The organism is Enterobacter sp. HMSC16D10, assembly GCF_001807145.1.
GTDB lineage: Bacteria > Pseudomonadota > Gammaproteobacteria > Enterobacterales > Enterobacteriaceae > Enterobacter > Enterobacter roggenkampii.
The window spans coordinates 15,666-36,691 of sequence record NZ_KV787827.1 but is presented as its reverse complement, the minus strand read 5'-3'; the positions used below and the strand labels follow the sequence as shown (position 1 = coordinate 36,691).

17 protein-coding genes are annotated in these 21,026 nt (G+C 56.1%); all 17 read right to left on the bottom strand.

The features are described from left to right. The coding region (locus tag HMPREF3143_RS02565; protein WP_070531651.1) for a DsbA family protein at window positions 1-558 on the bottom strand (558 nt) is incomplete at its 3' end. A 28-nt stretch (window positions 559-586) separates the two neighbouring features. Next, window positions 587-6,010 (bottom strand): conjugative transfer relaxase/helicase TraI, encoded by a 5,424-nt coding sequence (gene traI / locus HMPREF3143_RS02560; RefSeq protein ID WP_070531645.1) that lies wholly within the window; start codon window positions 6,008-6,010, stop codon window positions 587-589. Continuing rightward, window positions 6,007-8,580: a type IV conjugative transfer system coupling protein TraD gene (traD, locus tag HMPREF3143_RS02555; protein ID WP_045409444.1), complete on the bottom strand. Its 2,574-nt coding sequence runs from the start codon at window positions 8,578-8,580 to the stop codon at window positions 6,007-6,009. The genes traI and traD overlap by 4 nt, the downstream gene beginning before the upstream one ends. A gap of 113 nt (window positions 8,581-8,693) precedes the next feature. Continuing rightward, the gene (locus tag HMPREF3143_RS02550) at window positions 8,694-9,002 is read right to left on the bottom strand and encodes a hypothetical protein (protein WP_045409441.1); all 309 of its coding nucleotides are present in this window, start codon (window positions 9,000-9,002) and stop codon (window positions 8,694-8,696) included. A 61-nt stretch (window positions 9,003-9,063) separates the two neighbouring features. Continuing rightward, the gene (locus tag HMPREF3143_RS02545; RefSeq protein WP_045409438.1) at window positions 9,064-9,363 is read right to left on the bottom strand and encodes a hypothetical protein; all 300 of its coding nucleotides are present in this window, start codon (window positions 9,361-9,363) and stop codon (window positions 9,064-9,066) included. Window positions 9,364-9,551: 188 nt separating this feature from the next. Beyond that, a complete protein-coding gene (gene traT, locus HMPREF3143_RS02540; protein WP_045409436.1) occupies window positions 9,552-10,283 on the bottom strand; it encodes a conjugal transfer complement resistance protein TraT in 732 nt (243 codons plus the stop codon). A 146-nt stretch (window positions 10,284-10,429) separates the two neighbouring features. Then, window positions 10,430-11,143 (bottom strand): hypothetical protein, encoded by a 714-nt coding sequence (locus tag HMPREF3143_RS02535; protein WP_045409434.1) that lies wholly within the window; start codon window positions 11,141-11,143, stop codon window positions 10,430-10,432. A gap of 8 nt (window positions 11,144-11,151) precedes the next feature. After that, window positions 11,152-14,430, bottom strand: a complete 3,279-nt coding sequence (gene traG, locus HMPREF3143_RS02530; protein WP_070531642.1) for a conjugal transfer mating-pair stabilization protein TraG — start codon at window positions 14,428-14,430, stop codon at window positions 11,152-11,154. Beyond that, the gene (gene traH / locus HMPREF3143_RS02525) at window positions 14,430-15,794 is read right to left on the bottom strand and encodes a conjugal transfer pilus assembly protein TraH (RefSeq protein WP_045409428.1); all 1,365 of its coding nucleotides are present in this window, start codon (window positions 15,792-15,794) and stop codon (window positions 14,430-14,432) included. Before traH ends, traG begins: the two co-directional genes overlap by 1 nt. Next, window positions 15,787-16,179: a hypothetical protein gene (locus HMPREF3143_RS02520; RefSeq protein ID WP_045409425.1), complete on the bottom strand. Its 393-nt coding sequence runs from the start codon at window positions 16,177-16,179 to the stop codon at window positions 15,787-15,789. The genes traH and HMPREF3143_RS02520 overlap by 8 nt, the downstream gene beginning before the upstream one ends. Next, window positions 16,176-16,439, bottom strand: coding sequence for a hypothetical protein (locus tag HMPREF3143_RS02515; RefSeq protein WP_045409422.1), 264 nt, complete (start codon window positions 16,437-16,439; stop codon window positions 16,176-16,178). Before HMPREF3143_RS02515 ends, HMPREF3143_RS02520 begins: the two co-directional genes overlap by 4 nt. Before the next feature lie 17 nt (window positions 16,440-16,456). After that, entirely contained in the window at window positions 16,457-17,068 is a 612-nt protein-coding gene (gene trbB, locus HMPREF3143_RS02510; RefSeq protein ID WP_045409419.1) for an F-type conjugal transfer protein TrbB, read from the bottom strand. Next, window positions 17,058-17,276 carry a hypothetical protein gene (locus tag HMPREF3143_RS02505; protein WP_045409416.1) on the bottom strand — a complete coding sequence of 73 codons (219 nt, stop codon included), beginning with the start codon at window positions 17,274-17,276 and terminating at the stop codon, window positions 17,058-17,060. The genes trbB and HMPREF3143_RS02505 overlap by 11 nt, the downstream gene beginning before the upstream one ends. Then, window positions 17,273-17,764 (bottom strand): hypothetical protein, encoded by a 492-nt coding sequence (locus HMPREF3143_RS02500; protein ID WP_045409413.1) that lies wholly within the window; start codon window positions 17,762-17,764, stop codon window positions 17,273-17,275. Before HMPREF3143_RS02500 ends, HMPREF3143_RS02505 begins: the two co-directional genes overlap by 4 nt. Before the next feature lie 9 nt (window positions 17,765-17,773). Continuing rightward, complete coding sequence (gene traF / locus HMPREF3143_RS02495; protein WP_045409411.1) at window positions 17,774-18,556, bottom strand: type-F conjugative transfer system pilin assembly protein TraF; 783 nt, start codon at window positions 18,554-18,556, stop codon at window positions 17,774-17,776. Continuing rightward, window positions 18,553-20,406: a type-F conjugative transfer system mating-pair stabilization protein TraN gene (gene traN, locus HMPREF3143_RS02490; RefSeq protein ID WP_047722419.1), complete on the bottom strand. Its 1,854-nt coding sequence runs from the start codon at window positions 20,404-20,406 to the stop codon at window positions 18,553-18,555. Before traN ends, traF begins: the two co-directional genes overlap by 4 nt. Next, complete coding sequence (trbC, locus tag HMPREF3143_RS02485) at window positions 20,403-21,026, bottom strand: type-F conjugative transfer system pilin assembly protein TrbC (RefSeq protein ID WP_045409407.1); 624 nt, start codon at window positions 21,024-21,026, stop codon at window positions 20,403-20,405. The genes traN and trbC overlap by 4 nt, the downstream gene beginning before the upstream one ends.

Genomic DNA, 21,026 nt, shown 5'->3' with positions numbered 1-21,026 from the left:
ATCCTCCGCCGTCAGTTTGCCTTCATTATGGCCGCTGGCGTAGATGGCATTGTGATAGGTGACATAGGCCTGCGGACCTTTTTTTTGCCAGACCGTCAGCCCCTGCTGCGCTGCCTTAAGTGAGGCTTCCCAGCGACCACCAAAAATTGGCCACTCCTTAAAGAGGTAGCGGACGTCCGGCTGCGCTTTCATGACCTTCTCCAGCTCCGGCGCGAAGCGGCTGCAGAACACGCACTGGTAATCAAAGAATTCAATCACCGCGACCTTTGCATTATCAGGCCCGTAAGCCGGAGTATCCGGATCATGCAGAAGGTTCGCCTGATTCTCCATCACGCTGAGTGCAAACATCTTCTGCTTATGTGCCTCCTGCTGTTCCTGCAGCTTATGACTGACCGTCACCAGAATCTCCGGGTGGGACACCAGGTAGTCTGCTGCGATTTCCCCGATACGGGCCTCCTGCTCCGGGCTGAAGACCGGCTTCGGGGCCGAAGCGTGTGCCATTGCAATAAAGCCAATGTATGTTGTAACTAATAATGTCGCTAATTTATGTCTTTTCATTGCCTGATTCTCATGGTTAAAAGGGGGATTAACGTTCTTTCTGAATGGTACGGGTGAGGGTCTGTTCTTCACGCTCCGGCATGCGGCCGCGTTCAGTATTTTCTGCCACCCTGAGCATGTCGCGCTCAGCGTTTGCCAGATCTGCAATCACACGCGATGCCCGCGACTGTTCACCGGATGCCTTGTCAGCACCTTCCAGCTCACTCCTGACACCGGCAGCGGCTTTCATTTCCTGTCCATCGGTGTTTTCCTCACCTCTCACCCTGGCGATCACATCCGCATCCGGGTTGAGTGGTTCCGGTTTACGCGGATTAATTTCTTCCGCTTTCAGTCTGATAACCTCTTCCTGCGGAATTTCCGCCAGCAACGACTCAGGCTGCCTGTTCCGTCCGGCTTCTTCATTGCGAACCTGGTCTGCCAGCATCTGTTCACGCAGTTGCTGTACGTTCTGCTCGTCAGTCAGCGTGGAGACAATACCCGGAGAGACATCCTGTTTTGTCCCACCGCTCACCTTAAGCAACCATGCTGAAGGCGGTTCATCGCCGGTCTGCCAGACCACGCCATCCTTCGGGTGATGTCGTACTGCATCAAGCGCGGCCGCCAGGTCACTGGCCACAATCGTGTTGCCTGACTGGCTTCGCTGCAGTACCGCACCACGGGCACGCTCTGTCATCACCATCCGGGTCTCCCCCTGCGTCATCCGCCCTTCCGGGCTGGCAACCAGGGAAACCAGAGCCAGGCCCGCACTTCTGCCGTTGTTGTCATACACCGGCAGCGCCAGCGCCGGTTCGGGAAAGCGCCGGGTGGCCGGGATGATTTTTGCCGTCAGTGACGCGTCCTGCATGCCCTGATGGCGCACCCATGCGCGACCAATGGCCGTTTTATTCACCGGCTGCCCCATCGCCCAGATGGCTTTCGCCTGTTTACGCTGCGTTTCAGGTGCCAGCGCATCGTGCGCCGTTTTGATATCCCGCTCCGGCGTTTTTACCGCCTTAACCCAGTCCGCCTTCCCGTCAGTATAAATCTGGACATGCTCTTTCACGCGCGAGGCCGAGATGTAGAAGGCGCGACGGGAGGCAAGTGCCTTACGCCCGCCTTCCGTGCCCTCAAGCGCAATGACATAATCGCTACTGGCCCCCTGAGCACCGTACCCGGTGACAGCCCAGCCGTAGTCAATATGCTGCTGCGCCCTGACCGCCTGAGGATTGATGGTGATGCGGCCGTTCTCCCCCTTCAGACGAATATTGCCCGTTTCGCTGACCGACTCGACCGTATAGCGCTGGCTGGCCATCTGTCCCTGCTCCTTGTCTGTCGCCGTGAACTTCAGCAGATCGCCGGCGCGGACTTCCCTCTCGCTGCGGCGAAACAGCTGCACGTCGCCGGTGATGAGTTCCTTCGGGGAATACAGTCCAATCCTCCCCTCCTCATCGCGTACCGTGACCGTACTGCCGTTGCGGTCAACGGCCAGCACGTCCTGGTAGCGATCGCCGCGTTTAACCACCATCCCGGCTTCCCAGGCATCGGTTTTATTGAACTCATGACGGGTGTGGGTGATTTTATCGAGCACCGGCACCGTAATGGCCTTCTCCCCCAGCTCTCCCCGGGCAGCCAGCACAGCATGAATGCCGGCATTTACCGCACGACGGTCAGCGTTCAGCTGGGTGATAATGAGGGTACGGGACCGCGCCTCCGGCGTCCGGTCCGTCCAGTCAGCCACGATGTCGTTAACGGGCGTCTCCGTTTCCTGAATGGCACTCCCCGGCAGCGTGGCTGAAGCGCTACGCGCCACACGGTCAGCCGGCTGGGTTTCAATGCGCTGCAGGGCCGCATCGATCCGGTTATCAATGATGTCGTGAACGGCGCCGCGCAGCTGCAGGTCTTTCTGGCGGACGATTTGCTTCATAATGGCCACATCCATCGGGCTTCGCTCCTGCATCAGCTTAAACGGCGCGCCCACGTCGACCGCTTCAAACTGGTCGATATCTCCCATTGAGACCGCGCGACCGCCGCCACTGGCAATAGCCTGGAACAGTGCCGCCGTATCCTGGTTGCCTACCATTGATGACTCATCGATAAGAAACACCTGTCCTTTATAGTCAGGCTTCTCGCCTGCGGCCGTCGCCTGGTCATGCTCAACGACAAAGGATTTGATGGTCTGCGCCCGGACACCGACGTCGCTCATTTCTTTCACCGCCTGGTGCGTAGGAGCAAGCCCCGTCATCACCGGACGAACGTCCGCCGGCAGGGTCTCCAGTGCAGATATCACCGCCTTCAGCTGCGTGGTTTTCCCCACGCCGGCATAGCCCTGAATCCCGATAAACTGATCCGTTGTACCCAGCACCAGGGTGGTCGCCTTTTTCTGGCCATCGGTGAGTCCGTTCAGCACTGCCTCCGGTACCTGTTCCAGCAACGGTTGCTGCGTACCTTTCCCTTCCTCCACCACGCGCAGAATGGCTTTCTCCATCTCCCAGGTGGACCGGGAAACCAGTACCGGCTCTCCCCCTGAGGATACGGACAACAGCTCGCCATTTTTAATCATCGCGCCAATTTCATTCCCGATGGCCTCAAGGTCGGGATGATATTTCTGCGCTTCCGTCGCCAGCTTGAGCTCATTGATCACCACGGTGCGCTGGTCGTTAATGGCACGCCAGACGGCCAGGCCCGCATCCGTCCGGACGCTGTCATGCAGTGAATCAACCGCCTGACTGACGTCCTGATGACCGCTCAGGTTTCTGACCAGCTGCACGGGAGAGGCATTGGTCTTCATGCGCTGCAGCCGGGCTTCCGCCCGGTCCTGCACTTCGGCGGTGAACACTTCCGCCCGGTGGCCACTCTGTGCCAGCGAGTTCATGGTCTGGGTCGAAATGTCGCGGCTGTTCAGCGCGGCCAGCACCACGCCGGTGTCGTTATCCCGGCCGCCCGGCGCGGTCACATAAGCATGTGAAAGATAGAGCGGCTGGTCTTTTGGCAGCGTCAGGGTGTCTTCCCCCCGTTTCACCTCAATCCCCTTTTCACTTATCCCGGTCACCTCAAGACGATCTTTGGCCTTCAGGCTGTGCTCGCGGTCACCCGCCACGGCCAGCAGTTTTTCGCCGGTGGCCACGCTGAGGGTTTCACGGCTGAAGAGACGCCAGTCAGCGCTGATATCGCCGATTTTCATCCGGGTCAGCACGCCATCCCCGTCGATGAGAGAGAGGACTCGCGTATCCTCATGCACCCGGTCAATCACATAGGACTTACGCTCTTTTGCGTCCGTGCGATCCTCAAGCACCATGCCGGAACGGTATGAACCGGGCATGCGCCGCGTTTTGCTGTCGAGCCAGACCGGCTGCCGGGCCTCTATCTCCACGCCGTCACGCCCCAGTTGTCCTGCGTTCTGCAGCGCCTCTCGTACCAGGCCTGTCAGCTGTGCCTGTTCACGCCTGCCGACCACGACGGCGGTGACGTTTTCACTGCCTCCGCTCAGCTCTGCAAACCGGTTGGCCAGCGCTTCGTAACGGTCGCGTTTGTTCGGAATACTGACCACTTCGGCCTCAAGCCCGGGCGCCGGCTCCGTGCGGCGGGAACGGGCAACCCCTGCGGACTCCAGCACGGACATGGCGTTACCGTTCGCCTGCCGTCCGGCACTGTCGAGAAAGACCAGCTGTGCATCCTGCGCACGCGCTTCGCCCAGCAGAACCAGCGTCTCCTTGAGCCCCAGACGTTCTGCCCCTTCGATTATCAGCGTGCTCTGGGGTTTCATGTGGAAATCACCGCTCAGAATATGCTGCCGGCTGATAATCCGCTCCCGTAAATCGTCGGATTTCGCCAGCGAAATGGCGCGCTCGGCAGAGCTGGCCAGCACCTGCACATCACGACCGTTCGCCCCGGAAATACCGGCCAGCTGGGCGGTCAGGTCACGGATGCCCGCCACGCCTGACGGGGCATTCATCAGAACCAGGGCGTCTTTCTCCACAACTTCCAGCGCCGCCGGCGCGTACTGTGCCGGGCGGGTGAAACTGACGACTTTTGTGGATTTGAGATGCTCCTGACTCAGCGCCTGGATCGAGAGTTCATCCAGCAGGTGAATACGGGAGGTGAAAACCCCTTTCTCACTGTCCAGCGGCACAATCATGCCGTCCTTCAGCGCCGCATCGATGGCCACACGAATATCCTTAATCTCCGGCAGCCGTTCGCTCAGCTCAGCGGTGGTCATCATCAGCTCGCCAAAGGTGAAGCGCGTTTTACTGTCGCTAAGCTGCGAGATGGCCAGCCGGACAGCCTCAGTCAGTTCCGGGCGGGGTATTTCAGTGTCCAGCTGCGCTGCAGGAAAGCTTCTGGTCGCCGGCGTCTTTTCGGGAACGATCTGTGCCGGCTGACTCAGCGTGTCAGTCTGTTGTGGTACTGGCTGACGGGACAGGCTTTCCCGTTCTGCGGGTTGAGCAGGTGTGTCGACGCTCTTTTCTGCCGTGGACGACGTCTGCGGAGAAGCCTGTTCAGGCCCGGCAGGAACCGGCTTAGCCTGGTGATCTCGCTCCGGCTGAGGCGCGGTCTCACGAAGACCTGCATCACGCGGCACCACGCTCTCCTGATACGCCTTCAGGTCAAATCCCTTCTCCTTCATCTGGCCCAGCCAGCGCTCCATCAGGCGCATCCGCGAAGGGTCAACTTTCGCCCTGCGGGTGTCTTTGGCGGCCACATCCCGGCTGCGCAGCGTGGCTTCAGCCCCCACGGCCCCCTGTATTTCCCTGCCCCGTGAGGAATATTCGTCCCTGACTTCTTCCGGAACGCCCTTGATCTCCCACATGCCATGCTTGCCTACTTCTTCCACTTCATGGCCGAGCGCTTCAACCCTCTCGCGCAGCGCGCTGCGATAGATTTTCCCGAGCGTGACCTGGTGCTTCATGACGGTCTCGATAAAACCGGCGTTATGGATATAGTCCGTGGCCAGGGCTTTCCATTTGCCCGCATACTCCGTCATGTTGGCAATCAGGAGATGGGTGTGCAGCTGCGGGTCGAGATTGCGCGAGGTATCATGCGTATATGCGGCCGCCACCATCTTGCCGGTGTGTACAATGGACGTAACGCCGTCTTTCGTGTCGCGGGCCGAGATGAGCTTCTCCACATAGCCGGCCGCCACGCGGACGGCATGATTATGTGCTTCCACCATTTCTTTATCGTTGCCGATGAGTGCAAGAATGGACACGCTCTTGGGGGCGGAAAAGGTCAGGTCATGACCGGGGCGGTGGACGTGCTGTCCGTTAACCTCCTTTCCAAGCCGTGAGCCGTCCGGCAGACGTCCCTCGAGCACGGCCGTCAGGTCATCGCCACGGACATTGCCCTCAAGGCCCAGCTCTTTTGCACCTTCCCCCATCCAGAGGCTCTGCAGGCTGCCCAGAAAATAGTAGTTATCGGAATTGCTGTAGTAGCCTGCAGCCTCGCCGGCTGACGCTACTGGGGCGACTGACATCATAGGTCATGCTCTCTGTCGTAATAGTGATGGTCGTTTTCGTCGTAACCCGGGTCGTCCGCGTCACGGTGAAGTAAAATGTTCTCTTCTTCCTGCGCCAGCCGGCGGTGAGTACGGTGTGATTCATCCGGTTTTTCCGGCGTGACGGTGTTACCGGCCGTCGTGAGACTCAGCCCGCCGTCTGGCAGTGCAGTCACCTTCATGTCCAGGCTCATTGATTCGCCCGCACTGTCGCTGGGCTGATCTTCCGCCCCCCCAGAGGTGGCTCCGGTATTGAGCCGCCGTTTCAGCATCCCCAGCGCGCCAGCTGGCGATGTTTCAGGTACTTCTTCCTGTTGGGTTCTGGCCCTGATTTTTTGAAGCGCTGCAGGAATATCCGGATTAAGGGAAGCAATATCTGCAGGACGATTAACTGAAGGAGAAGATGGTCGCAGAGAGACAACGTTGTCTTTTTTCTCTGCAGTGACAGGAGGTGTCACCGGGCTGTGATTTTCAGTCGCCGTTTCCGGCACGACTGTCGCTGAACCGGATTTGACTGGCTCCATGGCCAGTACCCGTTTCTGTTCAGGTACCGCCACCCGGGCTGGCTTCTGATCTGCGGCAGGTGCAGCCATCGGTTTGTCCACGGGCGTTTTTATGGATTCAGGCGTTGCTGCTTTGGCACCTGCGGATACCACGACTGCACCGCCCGATGACGGGATGGTTTCATCTCCCTTCTCCAGCACTTCATCTCCGGTCGGGAACGTCAGTCCTGCTGCCGTTGCTGCCCGTTCGTTCTCCTGAATGACCTTCTCCAGTTCCGGGCTGAGGGCATCACGGATATTGCGCTCTATCAGTCCGGCATGGCGTTTCTTCAGGGCGCGGTATTTCAGCTTCAGCCGGACCACCGGATACTCGCCCGGCAGACGCACGTAAAAACTCAGGTTTGGCAGGCGCATGATCTGCTCATAGTCAACGACCGGGTTATTCACCTCGTCCTTGCCGAGGGACACACCGTCACGCACCTGGTCCAGACCGTAGCTGTTCTGCTCACGGATTTTTCGTTTACGCTGGTTCCCCAGCTCCTCTTCAACCACTTTGGCCATTTCTGCACTCGGCGAACGGCCGTACATCCGGGTGTTCATCAGGTCAAAGATACTTTTGGCCAGCTCGCGGCCGTAGACGTGAACCAGCTGCGCCATGTTCTGCATTCCCAGCACGAAACAGCCGCCGAACTTACGCGCCTCGGCCAGTGTCTCGGCCAGCTCCGGGATACGCTGCAGGCTGGGGGCTTCATCGATAATGAACCACACGCGCCGGTCGCTGTTTTCTCCCATGCTCTGCAGCATCAGCGTGGCCAGCGACACCCAGAGTGAGATAAGCGGCCGCACGCTCTTGCGGTGACGGGCCTGGGTCGATATGAACAGCCAGCTGTTGTCATAGCGCTCCTGCGTCATCCACTCACGGATGGTGAACGGAGGCTTCGTCCCGTCATCCAGCCCCTGCAGATAGCGAAGGGCTTTGGCGTAGTTGGTCACCACCGAGCGAATGGAAATGGCCGTTTTCTCGATTTTCTCCTCAACCAGGTTGGCCGACGGTGTGTTGGCCAGATAGCCACGCAGGCTTTTCATGCTGAGAGAAAGCAGGGTTTTGAGGAACTTCTCTATGCTGCGTTCCGGGTCAACAGACATGCGTATCGCAAGGTCGGCAAAGATGGTGCGCGAGCTGGATACCCAGAACGGATCGGAATCCCCTTCAACAGGGATAAGGCTGGCGGCCAGGTTGTCATAGTCGACCGCGTCGACACACTCGCCCCACATCTGCCAGTTTGCACAGCGTTCGTCATGGGCGCAGAGAATAAAATCAGTGTCAGGGTTATAGTGGGTTTCGGTGAAGGTACAGCCGGAGTCGTAAATAATGGCCCGGTCACCGCGTTTGCGGATGAAGTCAAGAAGCCAGCGGATGAGGGTCGATTTACCCACTCCGATAGTGCCGTGCATCAGAAAGTTGAGCACTTCTGCCATCCGGACCATGTGCAGGTCACCCACACGCAGATCGGAGAGTTCATCGTTCTTTCGCAGCAGCCTGTTCACTTCCGCAGGCTTGTCGGTCAGCTCCATGCCGGAGATGTACTCGTCCTCACTTTCCTTACGACCGATATCCGCGATAAACCAGGTCACCGCCAGAAACACCACCAGGCTGAAGACGCCACTGGCACAGGCCGCCCACTGCAGCTCACTCAGACACAAATCGCCCATTGCCTGCATATACGGGTCGGCGTAAATCTGCGGCAGGGTCATTTTGAGTACCATTGCCGTCGCCGTTGGTGCATACCAGTAGTGAACGTCATAGATTTTTGGCGTGCCCGTTGCCGGCATCAGCTCGATAAAACTGCTGTTAAGGCTGGCAAACCACCACAGGGAGCCGTTATCAAGGGCTTCCGGGGGGATGCGCCAGAGAAAAATGGCGGTAGTCAGCACGGCGAACAGGATGAAGATCCAGAATCCTATCCAGTTGTTCACCTGAATGAACATGCGCCAGCGGTAAGCGGTCATCTGCCCGCCCTGGGTGAGGTTTTTTCCTGCGAAGCTCATAGAGTGTTGTCCGGCCGTTATCGCATCACCTGCGCGGTGATGTGTGTTATCAGGGGAGAAACGTTGAAAAAAGTGATGAAAAAACGTGGTACCACGAGGGGGAAAGCGTCGGGTTATACCATCTGGCTCAGCTCATATCTGGCCTGCTGGCATCCGTCCTCCCAGTCCTGTTCATTTATGCCCGCAGCAACAGAGCGGACTGACGTGGCCACATCAGCATAAGCCGCTGAATGCCACTCACCGGGAGCCAGCCCATAGAGGGTGTATTCATAGCCGGCCCAGTATGCAATGAGGGTCATACCCGCGCCTTCCGGAAGTGAACCGAATACCCGAAGGTATGCCACCGCCATCACCAGCTCACTTTCCAGATGGATAAGGTGCAATAAACCGGCAAGATCGCCTTCTGTACTTTCGAAACGCATGGTGTCCTCCCGTTAAAATGCCCCGTCGGCAGGGCATGTTTCAGTTCACTATTTCTTTGAATCACGAACGTTTGGGTTGATCCGAGAACAGCCCAATAACACGAAACAGATAAGCCGTGAGCAGGGAAACCAGCACACCGCCGCACAGGAAAATCAGAAGAATAACAATCGTGTTCAGCTCACTGGCCCACGCAAAACCCGCACCGGACAGCGCTGAGGTATAGGCCAGAAGCAATGAACTCCCGGCCCGCCATTTCAGAAGGTCGACGCCGAATCTTTCCAGCAAATAAATGGTGCTGACCAGCGTCAGAAAGGAAAAGAAAAGCACGTTTATTGTGCGGGAGAGGAATGTTGTATTCATGGTGAATGCCTTTACGTTTGTGTCTGCAACGCTCGCCGCAGACAGGGCTGCGCCTGGCGCAGCCCTGCGAGGAAGCGTCATTTCAGGGGACTGACAGAAAGCACTGACGCACCCTGCCCGGAATGAGCATGGTGAAAAATCAGTATGTGAGGGAGAACGGCTACGACGATCGCCGCAGCCGCAGGGTATTACATGATGCCGGCGATGGATTTGGCCAGCTGCGCTTCCAGAACAGGCTTAGCCTCTTCAAATTTGAGGTTTACCTTGTTGGCGTTGGATACCACGCGGGTCTGGTATTTAGCACGGTTCCCCTGCTCCGTGCTTGTCTGCAGCTTAATGCCGGACGTTCCCTGCTTCAGGGCAGCAATATTGTCGGTCGTGACGGCTGCTTTGCTGCGCTCGGAGATTTGCAGATCGGTCACCATCGTGTAGTTGACGTCCTCGACCATTGCATCTGCAGCCATACCAATCAGCCCGGTGGCCAGGCCTACACCCAGGGTCGCACCGGCAGAGCTGGAGTTGTAGGCGGTGATACCGGCCCCTAAAGCAGCCCCCATAGCACCACCTTCATAGCCGGTTTTCAGGAAGCCCTGCGCATCACGCAGATCCATTTTTTCGGCTTTCAGCACATTTGCCTGAATCCAGTAGTAGGCGGTGTCCGGAGAGCTGGAGACACGGTAGCCTTTTGCGGCCAGTTCATTCGTAATTTGTGCCTGCAGACCTGACATATCCTTGTCGGAGGTGTTGCGGATCTGCAAATAGACTGTCTTCTCTGAGGATGGCTCCAGCCAGATGGTTTCACTCATCTGGGTTTTGACCTCGAGATTACGCTTCTTCACTGCAGTGGACATGGCCCCACAACCTGACAGCGCGAGAGCAGAAGCGACCAGACCAACAACGGCTAATTGTTTTAATTTCATGAATTCATCCTGTGCATAGAAAAACGTCCCCGTTAGCGAGATGTAGCTAACAGAGACGTTATCGGCTGATTTGGAAAGGAATTTAGGTTAAATAAGAGATGGGAGTGTATTACTACAATAATTAAGGGGGCACAGCCCCCTTGTTATCAGTATCCCCGGTTGGGGTCATACGTATTTGAAGGTTCGTTGAAGTTTGTACCCCAACTGTTTCCGTGTACATCCAGTCCTGAGATACCACCGATCATCGGCATTCCTGATGCAGGGTTGATTGCATTACTTTGATTGCAATCGATGTTGCTAGAAGTGAAATGCATAGGAAGCACTGATGAACTTGTATCAAGGCCTGAATATTGACTTGATGAAAACTCAGCCAGTGTTATTCCTTTGCTAATCGCACCTGATTGATATCCAGCCATCTCGGAATCAGTAAGCCTATAAGCTTTATTCCCACGTATTTTATAGACATAGCCTGTATCTCTATCTTTTATCAGGTTAAATTCCTTCTTCCCGATTGCGAACAAAGCGGCTGAGAGAGCCATAACCGCAGACATTGCAAGATATAAAAATACTGCATTTTCCCAAAGCAAATACAGGCATATTATCTGCAAGGTAAGTGAGAGTAGCGCGAGCAGTATTATTGAGACGAACGAACCTCCGCCTCCATGTTTATCCGCTTTATTGAGCAGGTAACATAACGGTGAGGATACAAGCAAACCTAACCCATACATACCTACCAGTGCGATCCAATCTTCGCTGTGATAATCACTATGGTAAGGCATGACATCATGAATTAGTGGTAACACCGCATATAAACTAAAAACAGGGATGTAAGAAATTTTACATAAGTTAGCTTTTAGCATTTAATCTCCTAGCCGGTTCTTTTTCTCAACTCCTGCAACTGCTCTTCTAACTTTCTTTTTTCAGCACTATCTATAACAGGCTTCTGCTGGTCAATTTCGGCTTCTAATCGATGAACCTTGAAATTGCCGGTTGCATGTAAATCTTCTCCTTTCAGAATATCACTGGATGCCTGAACAGTGGATTGTTTTTTATCAATTTCTCCAGCAGATTCGTTGATTTTATGCTCATTTTCAGATCTTTGTTCCGCTACACGACGCTGTAAGTCATTTTGCGGACCAAAACCCTGCCCTGACTGTTGATGCAGTCTTGTCTGGTTTTCTTTGAAAGTATCCTGCATAGCGTTATCAGGTACCCGTTGCCGCTCAGTGGAATGTCGACCGGTATCATGTTCGCTGGCTGACATTGAGATGCCACTTTGTTCGCTTCTCTGCCCTCCTGCTCTGACAAGATCGCCTGTGTGCATGTCAGTGTTTTGTTCATGCCTTCCATAGTCAGAAGGGTTTACGTTATGTCCTCCAACAGAAAAGTGACTTTCAGTTTGTCTATGCGCTTGCAAAGACGATCCATCATTACCCAACGCAGAACTGGCTGTTCTCACCGATATATTTTCACTTCCTGCTGATACCTGGTCACCGGGCTTGCTTCCGTACTCCGTGACCTCTGATATTCCAGCTGCATGATGAGTACCTGCTCCAGTCGGGCTGGAAGAGCTGTTATCTGAATAGCTGTAATTCACCCTGCTGTCATTACCTGTAGTACCAGAAGTCTGTGTTTGATGATTACTGCTGGCAGGCTGGACAATGTGCTCTCCGCTGAATGCTGCATGTTCACTACCGCTGGCCAGGTCAGAACGTCCTTGCTGGTAGTCGCCCATAATTTCAGGCTTGAGACGTTCATTCACGAACTCCATCGCGGCCTCACGCGCCGACGGGGCGCTTGTCAGCATGGACTGAGCCTTGTCACCATATTTATTCGCCGCCCAGTCCACAAACTCCTGCGTATAGTTCGTGTCGAGGCTTGCACTCTGGTTCTGTGCAACCGTTGCCATACGGCTGAACTCATTACTCTGCGTAGAACTGGTGGTGTACTGATGGTACTGGCTTTCAGCATCATTAAGTGTTGCGGCCAGCTGCTGTACATTGCTGCTTGCCGCATTCTCAGTATGATTCGCCCCATCGGTGACACGGCTGGTTTTGACCATATCCATCCCCTGACGGAAATCATTAACAGCCTGGCTGTTCTGGTCATGCCGCATATCCTGAGTATGAGATCCTGAATCCTGAACGCCCCGAGAACTTCCCGTCGAATGCCGCAAATCGCTTGAAACACTTCCTTCAGCACCAACTTTTACTACACCTAAATTGAGGCCTGCTCCAGCTGTAGCTTTAACACCTGCCGATACAGAACCCTGATTACTGATATCCATCAGTTTGTTATAGGCTTCCTGCGTGGAGATATTGTTTGCTTTCGCATAGCTTTCTGCTGCCGACAACATCATGCTGGCACCGCGCGTCGCATTCGTTGCCTGGCTGTTTTCGCTGCCCTGAGTCAGGCTGTCACTACTACCGGTCTGATGAGAAAGCTGGGAAAGCTGCGACCAGCCACTGGTCACGCTGTGGTTGTAGCCATCGAGCGCCGTCTGTGCCTGAACCTGCGACTGGCGGGCTGATTCCTGAAACCCACTGCTGGCCAGCTGGCTGAGCCTCATGTTCACTGGCAGGTTCGACATCGCACCGGAGCCGTCGATAACCGTATGGCCACCGGCAGTCTGGGTTTGCGTTGAACCGTTGTCAGCCTGCCACGTCTGCTGGCCCTGACGCTGCACCAGGTTCGTGTCCATCTTGTTCTGGCTGACGTTGTCCATCGACATGTTGTTAAACGACCAGTTGCCGTCTGCCGTGGTCGCCGCCACACCTGCGGACGTGAATGCCCCCGAACTGAGCACACTGCCTGCCACCTGAGAGCCGATTGCCGCCGCCCCTTTGGTCAGATAGAACGACAATACCGGAATGGACAGCGACAGATAACCCGCCAGGTTGGCCACGTCCGAGTGCTGCAGCGCAACAATATCCTTGTTGGCCAGCACCAGGGGCGTCCCCCCGGACTGGCTCTGCAGCCAGTAGTTGGCGGCATAGTTCAGGATGGCGAACATCACTGGCCACATCTGGAAGTAAATAAAGCCACAGACGTAAATCTTCAGCGTGTTCAGCCCGAAAATGGAGTGGTTGGACGCTGCCAGCGCAATCATCAGCGGGAACAGACACACCAGGATGAGCATCAGCAGGGACTGCGCAAACGGCAGTGTGCGGGTGGCAAGTTCGTTACCCGCAGCCCAGCTGAGGCGCTGTTTGGTTGCCGCGTTCTCGGTGGCCAGATTCAGCAGGTTGGCGGTATCAGATGAACGCGCCGCAAAGCCCTTAATCCCCTGTCGCACGGCACTGTTCGTGATGTTGTTCTTCATGATCTGCGCGGCCGTCATACCGCCAGAGTAGAAGTACCCGTAACTTTCCCCCATTGCGTTTGACAGCAGTGCTGCGCCGTTCAGCTTGTTTCCAAAGACCTTACGCGTCAGCCAGGTAAAAGTTGCACTGCCCGGATTCACGTCGGTATTAACCAGCGTCTTTATCTCCGTGGCGGCCTGCTGACAGGTCAGGAACTGCCGCGAGGTGGACGTCATTTTAAAGATCCCCCGCAACGGACTCGGGTTGCTCGTTATCAGCGTCAGCGGGTCGGTGGAGTTCAGCAGCTGGTTAATCGTGTATTTGCCGTTCAGCAGAATGTCGCCTATCACACAGTTTTCCACATAATCCGGCAGCATCTGTGCCAGCTCAGGGTTTTGCGTGGTGAAGTCACTCGTTTCCGCCACAATCCGGGAGCCGAACAGCATCCCTGTCTTGCTGTAGGTGATTGAGTCAGGTCTGGCCATCAGCATGTCGTACACCGACGACATCTTGTAACCGATACTGGTGGTCAGTGACGCGATGGCCGCCAGTCCCACCGGCACGTTATCGGTTTTCCATACCGCAGCCGGATCTGAGAGGTCAATAACCTGCACAGAGCGTTTCGGTACCAGCAGAATAGAGGTCAGGATCATAAAGACTGCCAGCCACTGGACGAACACCATCGGGTTACGTTGTTTAATGAAGGTGAACAGTACGGCCAGCACCCCGAAGGTGCTGGCAATACGCATCAGGGTGTGGAAGGTATTCTGGCCGACGAGGGTGACAACGGCGTCGAGCGCCGTTTTCCACATCCCCCCGCCATAAATGGTGTATATCTCAAGCATCAGCGATCACCCCAGTGATAGTTGCTCTGATAGGAGCCTGAAACGATGGTAGATACCTGCTGCTGCAGGTACTGCATGTTGCGGTCGATACCGTCCAGCGCATTCTGATCTGCAGCTGACTGCAGCTTCATGTCAGCCAGCAGTCCCTGCGCGTGAATGACGTTGTCACGCAGCTTCGCGGCGGCTTCTTCGGGGAAGTTCTTGCCGGCAAGCGACAGACTGGCCTGTTTCACCAGTTCCTGGAGGTACTGGATCATCAGGTCCTGCGCGATGAAGTCAGATACCTGGAGCAGATATGTTGCACTCATGCCCATACTCTGGGCGTTGGTCAGATATTTCAGCACCGGTACGGACGTGGTGTTAACAAACCCTTTTTCCTGATCGGTCAGCGGCTTGTCATCAACCAGCTTGTTCTGCATGGAGATCATCAGGTTTTTAACCAGCGTGACCAGGGCATTGGATTCAGAAACGGTCAGGTCTTTTACGGTCGGCCCCAGGCACAACGTTGCCTCATCACATCCGTAGACCTTCGCGGTCCCCCCGCGCATCAGAACCTTAATCAGGTCGCGGTTATCGACCAGCGGCGTCAGGATGGTGACATCCCCGCTTTTATTGAAGATGATTGAGCCGACTGTACTCATGACCAGCTCCTTCAGCGCCCGATCGTTAGCGAGAAGTCCGTTCTTACTGAGCGTGTCCCAGATAAGGTTTTTGTTTTTCAGGACCTGGTCTTTTTCACCATCACCCGCTTTGGCCGTGACCTTGTCGCCCTGCCCTCCGACGGTGCAACCCTGACGGGATGCCGCCCAGTCAGCAAACATGTTGGTTTCGCCGGCAATGTCCTGGCAGATTTTCTGCTGGGAAACCTGCGTCACTGGCCACAGCCCGCCGATAATGCCCTGCGCGGCCTGGCACGAACTCATGTTCATGGAGTTAACATCGCTGGCCAGCTTCTGCAGGAAGTCTTTCGCCTGCTTCAGCTCCGGCACCATTGTCTGCAGTGCCAGGTCGAAGGCATAGCCTGCGGCATTGCTCATGATTTGCTTCACGAATCGCTGAATTTCCTCACCGCTGATCATACTGAACGACCCGAGATAGGCGTCGATACCGCCGCAGCCGGCGTTCAGGGAAGGCAGTTGCATCGAGATCAGCTGGACGTTTTTGACGGGGTTGCGGAGGTAAACAGAGCCGCCGGAGAAGTACCCGGCCGCCTGTCCCTGCCAGGCCTGAGCCTGAGAGACGTTACCGCTGTAGCCCAGCTTGCCAAAGAAGCCGTTCAGGTCGCCGTTAACGTCAGCCTGTGCCGGCAGCGCGGCCAGGCCCGCGAAAAACACGGCACCCGCCGTTATCAGGGCCTTAATCATGTGTCACCTCCGCGCTGTCGGCTACAGGTCCCGGGCCATCAGTACGGGTCAGTCGCTGGTGCAGTTGGGTTGCCAGACTAAAGCACAGACCCAGCAGAAGATTCAGGGCAAACAGTGCAAACAGGCCTCCCGCAATAGCCCAAAGGAGATACTGCGGATAATGGATAAGGGCTGAGAGGACAAACTGTTCGGGACGATTAAGATCCATTGCGGTACGCAGCGTATTGCCTGCCCACCACACATAAATTCTTTCGACCACGAATGAAAAAATAATGCCGTAAAGCAATTTAAGGTTTAATGAATCAATCCATTCCCGGGTCTTTGTTTCTTCCACAATGCACTTCAGCTCGTTTCGGATATACGTCCTGAATCTGGCGAATGTCATGCGATATCCTCACAGGGTTGACGGCTCAGGGTCTGACGCAAGACGTACAGCCCGGTGGTGGTTGAAAAAAAACCGATACTCAGCGAGATAAGCAGAAGCACCGGAAAGTCCTGCAGACAGGTGGTCAGTTCAGGACGGTCCATGACGCTGACCACCCGATGGGCCAGCACGCCATAGAAGGCTGCGGACACAAGCAGCGTCACACTGAATAACAGCCATACGCGCTCGGTACGCGATAACGCATACGAATTTGTCGTCATTTTGTAGTCCGTTTGTATTACTGAGGGGTGACCTGCGCGCTTGCCGGCAGGGGTGGCAGCGTTCTGGGATCGACGTTATCCATGTCAGCCTGGATGAGGCTGGCCATCCGGCTTTCCAGCGCGGGAATGTCCATTACGCCCTGGGTGAGCGGGTAGGCCTTGAGGGTGTTAACGTTGACCATAAAGGCCGTTGGGGTCGCAATGGGCAGGCCGTTACCAAAGAAGGTGACAATCTCATCCGCGATGGGGGACTTCAGGTCGGTCTTACGCGGGATCATCGGGGTCGGGTAAGAGACATCGCCACCACCGTCGAGTGTGTACGGGTATACCCTGATCGCATGTTCATCGGCCCAGCCTTTCAGCAGCGGGTCAAACTTAGCGCTGTACTGGCAGTGCGCCTGCATAAAGAGCACCACGGCATACTCTTTCATATTCGCCCGACGTCCGTCCGGCAGCAGCATCAGACTGCCGGGAGCCGGGACCGCAGGTGTGGACGTGGTGATGGTCGCAGCGTCAGCAGTTGAAGTCGTTTTTGTCGCCTCAAGTGCCATTAACTCCTCACGCGCACCGGCGTTCGCCAGCAAAGGCAGGGATAACAGGAGTGCTGTGAGACCGGTTTTAATGTTCATGATCGGCCTCATTATGCTTCTGCGTTCTGTCCTGGCGCAGCCAGCGGCATAAGGCAAAAATCACCATGCCCCCCGCGCCAACCCACATGCCATTGCACAGCCACAGTAGCCCCTGCTGAGTGTGCTCCACTGACAGGGTCATCAGCTCGCTCAGTACGCGCGCCATCGTGCCCCAGAAAATCAGTCCTGCGAGAATGGATGGTTTCATTCGTCTTTCTCCTTGTTCTGCCGTACTAAAATCGAATGCGTGTCTGGTGAAATGCGTTTTGGGGCGGCCAGGGATCGGCGACGGGATACAAACCACACTCCAAAGCCCAACATCACCACCATCATCCAGACGTTGCGTAAGGTTGCATCAACCGAACGCGCCCATGAATCGATGTCCACGGGGCCTCTCTGACACAAGACTTCAGGTGGTTTTTTCTCTAAAGCAGAAGGCTCAGGCTTTAACGTTTCTCCGGGTTTCGGTGGCGAGAAGCTTCCTGCCATCACCTTTTCATTAACACACCCCATCACCTTGCCGGCAGGTGCGCCGTCAGTCAGGTCATGAAAGGTCGTCAGGAATTGCCGGGACAGTGAACCCTCTGACGCCGCCAGCATCACAAACACATACAGCACCAGGGCCGGGCCGAGGACGAAGGAATACAGGGCAACCCGCCCTGCATCACGGATGAGGGTGAAAAGCGTTTTTAGCATATGACTCTCTCAGGAATTGGGTTTAAAACCGGTGGCCACGTTCAGGAATCGTTTTGACAGGTCATCCTGGGTCATGAAGCCGTAGGACAGGGCGCGGTAGTTCTGGTTGCGCGGGTCAACCAGGAAGAGCGCCGGAAAGTGCATGATGTTCATCGACCGGGACTGCCCCGTATCCGGACGGCTTTGCGGCAGGGTGGCCGCCACCTGGCCGTCGACTGAGACCGGGATAAGCGATATCCCGTTGGTTTTCGCAAAGTCCGCCACCACCCCGGCCATCTGCACATCAATCGGGTCACTGCCCCGGTAGAAGTAGAACAGACCGTACTGCTGGGACAGTTGTTCAACAGCATTCTGTTGCGTCTGCTGATCACGCGTCTGTGTAAACGGCGCCATGCTGTTGTAGTGCGGGTATTCCAGGTTGTAATCGAGATCAGGATGACTCAGCTGTGCCGCCGCAAAGGACTGACTGAACATTGATGCCCGGTCCGTCCAGAACTTCTGCCAGCGCAGGAACGTCGCCGTGTTTTCCCGCGAGGGGTACAGGATGGCGCGGTTAAGCGCCTCCTGTGTGTACCCTTTCAGTACGCGGGCCTGCTCCACAGGAGACATTTTGCTGAGATCCGGGATCGCCTTTTGCGCAGGCTGCGGCGGTTTCGCTGGCTGTTCAGGCGGCTTCTTCGGTTCGTTGTACCAGGACCAGCCGGTGAACGGCTCCGCTGGCGTCACAATTTCCTCGGACTGCGCCGTATGGCTCGCCAGCACCATAAGCAGGCCACAGAGGACACGCTTCATTTGCCACCTCCCTGCTGGTTCACCTGGGCGGCGATCCGCTCCTTAATCTGCTGAACCTGCGCGCTGGTATCCGGGATTTTCTGGTTCTTCATCAAATCCTCGTAGAAGTCTGAGAAGTTGATTTTGTCGAAGTCGATATTCTGCAGTTCCGGGACCGTGATGCCCCGACAGTCCGGACTGTCGCCGCTGCCGAACTTTACACCCAGCTGGTCGCGACGCCCCTGCTCCTGAATAATGCGGGCAAGCTTGCCGTCAAACACACAGTACACCTGGCTTTTCTGGATACAGGCCCCGAGCACCTTACGGTCGCAACGTTCGCCCACGCTGACAGTGATTTTCTTCGCCTTCGCTTTTCCTATGGCCTTCTCTTCATCATCACATGCCGCCAGTCCGGCACTTTGCCCCCAGCCGGAGTCTTTGCAGCAGTTAGAGAAACCAGCAAAGGCTTTACGGCACCGCATGGCTTTACCGGTGAACGCTTTTACCTCAATCGTGCTGCTTGCGTCTTTGGCGTCTTCAGCTGCCGAGGCCAGACCGGCCAGTTTGGCCACAGCCGTATCAAAACCGCTGCTTCCGGCACCATTCGTGTCATCACACTCGCCTGATTTGCAGATATAGTCTCCTCCGCAGACCAGGCCTCCCGACTGATGCGTGGTCTGACACTGGTAGGTGTAGCTCATGTGGGTACAGTGTCCGTCAGTCGATTCGGTACAGGTTGTACCTGCTGCGGTGCAGGAAGGGTTCGTCATCAGCGTTCCGCAGGTTCCCTTCGAGTCTGACGGCACAACATAGTTATCGGTGTACTCCCAGCAGTCGCTGTAGACGTCATAGCTCTGGCCATTATTGATAATGGTCTTGTTTCCTCCCGGAGAGGTGCAGGTTGACGTTGTTTTTTGCGCCTTCGCCATATCCAGACCGCAGGATGAGGACCAGGTCACTTCGGGGGTAAAGGTGGTTTCGACCGCGTTCATAACGAGAAGCAGTCTGAAGCCTGAAGCACCGGACTGAAAATCCGCTATCTGTTCCCGGATATGCTTTTCGCAACGGTCCTTGTTCCCGCTGGTACACCCTGTACTGGTATAGGTACCCGCGGGTAAGGAGCCACCTTTTGACAGCGGCGTACCTGGCGCACCCGGCATTTCCCAGTCAAAATTCTTCCCCACCATCGTCTGACTGACGCCCCACCAGGAGATTTTCCCGGCATTCACTTCCCGGTCTGCCCAGTAAAAATGTGCGCTGATCACCGGCCCTGATGCAGGTGCATTAAAACTAAAGTTAAATGATGTACCGTTAATACTGAACACGACATCCGCAGCGGTCAGGGTGAAGGTTTTCTGAACCGTGGTGGTTGATGACCGTCCGCCAGGGGTTGCGGTCCGGGTGCAGGCCTCAACGGAGGCCACATCTTTGTCGCAGCTGTAATTTTCAAAGGTGGTTTTCGATACCGTCACCTCCTTACACTGGTTCGCGGTTCCGTTAAGCACACCGTCTGCACCGGCTTCCGCATTTTTCCCGATCGTGATGAAAGGTGCCTGCGGGTCGATGGCGGGAACCGGATTCGTTTTGCCGGAGTTGATAACTGACTGCGCTGCGTCATTACCCTGCAGTGCGGCCTGCCCTTTGTTGGCCAGCCCACCGTCTCCACCATCCACACCGCCGTAATACCCTTTCTCCGGTGGGTTAGCGGTATAGCCTGGTATTGCCCCTGTGACGGTACCAGGATTTTTCAGGGCCCCCGTACCGGCGGAGGCATTGCCCTTGCCAAAGCTCGCTCCCGCCTCAAACGCAGGATCGGCTGCCCCCGCCAGGAGCGGGAAAAGCATCAGCATCGCTGAAAGTCGTTTTTTCATTTCGCAGCCTCCAGAAGATGGCGCGCCGTCGCTGCACAATCACCGCTTTCAGCGACTTTCTCCAGCGCCTGCTGCAGGGGCAGACTTCCCCGGATAACGTCATGATGACCCGGACAGATGACCACCAGTGCCGGCACTGTCGTGATGTTGTACTGAGTGAACAACGTCGGATCGATTTGCACGCCGGCGTCCTTGTCCTCCTTACTCAGCTCAAACATGGCCGCCGCAGTCTGTCGCATATCGTTATTGACCAGGCCCCGCAGCGTGGGCGGAATGTTGTAACGACGGGCGTCCTTCAGCATGGGCAGAAGACCTTCACGCGGAATACCGAGGCTCACAAAGTAAATAGCCGGGAACGTGTCTTTTTCCCCCATAGAGGTGGTTTGCGCAGCGATATTGCCCTGCAGGCGGTGAATCAGGTCCTGCTGCGGCTGCGGCAACACGGACACACCCGCAGGGTGACTCTGCAGGTCTTCCTTCATGTTTGCCAGCGCGTCCTGCTGGCCTTTGATCCAGTTATGGTCGGAGACGGAGATATCTGTCTGGGCGCTCGCCAGAGCCAGCGGCGCGAAACCCACCATGACGCTGACCATCAGCGCCCGGAGATAAGCGTTTTTCAT